Below are 1411 nucleotides of genomic sequence, written 5' to 3'. Positions count from 1 at the left end.
TCACATTTTCGTCGGCAGCGTCTGTTGTTTATAAGAGACCGCCACCGCGGCGACGAGGGCACCGCGATCCTGGCCGCCGCCGCGGCCGCCGACCCCGCGCGCCCGGTCCGCCTCGGCCTCGGCGGCAACGGCATAGGCCCGGCCGGCGCCCGGTCCCTCGCCGACGCCCTCGGCGGCATCGAAGCCCTCGACCTCGGCCGCGCGATGTCCGAGCGCAGCCTCGGCTCCACCGGCAACGACACCGGCGACGAAGGTGCGTACGCCCTGGCCGCGGCCCTCCCCGGCAGCCCGCTGCGCCGCCTCGAACTGCGCCACACCGGGCTCACCGGGCGCGGCGCGAAGTGCCTGCTGGCCGCCGTGCCCCAGGACTCCCCGCTGGAGTACGTCGGCCTCGGCCCCGGCCTGCCCCGCAAGGTGAAGCGGTCCTTCACCACCCGGCTGCGGCCCGCCCGGCCCGCCCACCCCGACCTCGGCGCGATCACGAGCGTGTACCGGTGAGCGCCCGCACCGAACTGCCCGGCGGATTCCTGGAAGAGGACGGCCCGGCCTGGCAGCGGATCCGCCGCCACGCCGTGCCCGGCTGGATGATCGAGCGCGCCACCGGCCACCGGCTGGCCGGCGACTGGCGGTCGGCCTGCGCGGCCGCCGCCGTGGACGTCCGCTTCGACCTGCCCGCGCTCGCCGCCCGTCACGGATCCCCGGTCGCGGAGGCGGTGGAGGAGGACCTGCGCCACCTCGCCCCCGACCTGGTGCGCTGGCACCTGCCCCGCGTCCTGGGCGGCCGTACGACCATCGAGCCCGAGGTGCGCGTCCTGCTCGCCCGCTACGGGGCCGGCGCCGACGCGCCCGTGCTGTCCGTGGCCACCGGTCCGATGATCGACGGCCCGCAGCGGCTGCAGCTGCACTGCGCGCCGGTCCACCCGGCCGAACTCGGCCGCATCCACTCCGGAGCCGTCAACCAGCCGCGCACCGAGGACTGGACCGCGGTGCGCCCGCTGTGGGACGCCCGGCACACCGCCGCACTGCGCGAACGCCACACCGGCGGCGCGGACCGGCTCCCCTTCTTCCGCCCGGACGGCACCCCCGTTCCTCCCGGCGAGCTGCCCGCCGCCGATCCCGGCGCCGCCGACCCGGCCGGGCACGCCGAGTGGGTCGCCCTGCTGCACGCCCGCGGCGCGTACGCCGAGGCGTACGCGGCCGCCGGCGTCGAACGGGACCTGACCAGGCCCGAGGAGGTCCCGCGGTACGGCCGCGCGGCGGACCCCGAAACCGTCATGGGCTCGTCCGCGATCGACCTGACCCGGCTCCGGGCGGAGGTGCACCGGCTCGCCGCGACCGGTGCGGGCGGACGGTTCCGGCTGCCCGTGCACTGGCGCGGCAGCCTGCTCGGGGAGACCCCCCGCCCCCCCCC

General features: G+C 77.8%; 2 pseudogenes. Both read left to right on the top strand.

Annotated elements, in window-relative coordinates:
* Nucleotides 1-498 (top strand): annotated as a pseudogene (locus ACFXA3_RS42510) (gala protein); the annotation flags it as partial.
* Nucleotides 495-1411: pseudogene (locus ACFXA3_RS42505) on the top strand (ankyrin repeat domain-containing protein); the annotation flags it as partial. The pseudogenes ACFXA3_RS42510 and ACFXA3_RS42505, both read left to right, overlap by 4 nt.

The organism is Streptomyces sp. NPDC059456 (genome assembly GCF_042750055.1).
In the GTDB taxonomy this organism is placed as follows: domain Bacteria; phylum Actinomycetota; class Actinomycetes; order Streptomycetales; family Streptomycetaceae; genus Streptomyces.
The sequence above is the reverse complement of the archived record's forward strand: the minus strand, read 5'-3'. Positions and strand labels throughout refer to the sequence as shown.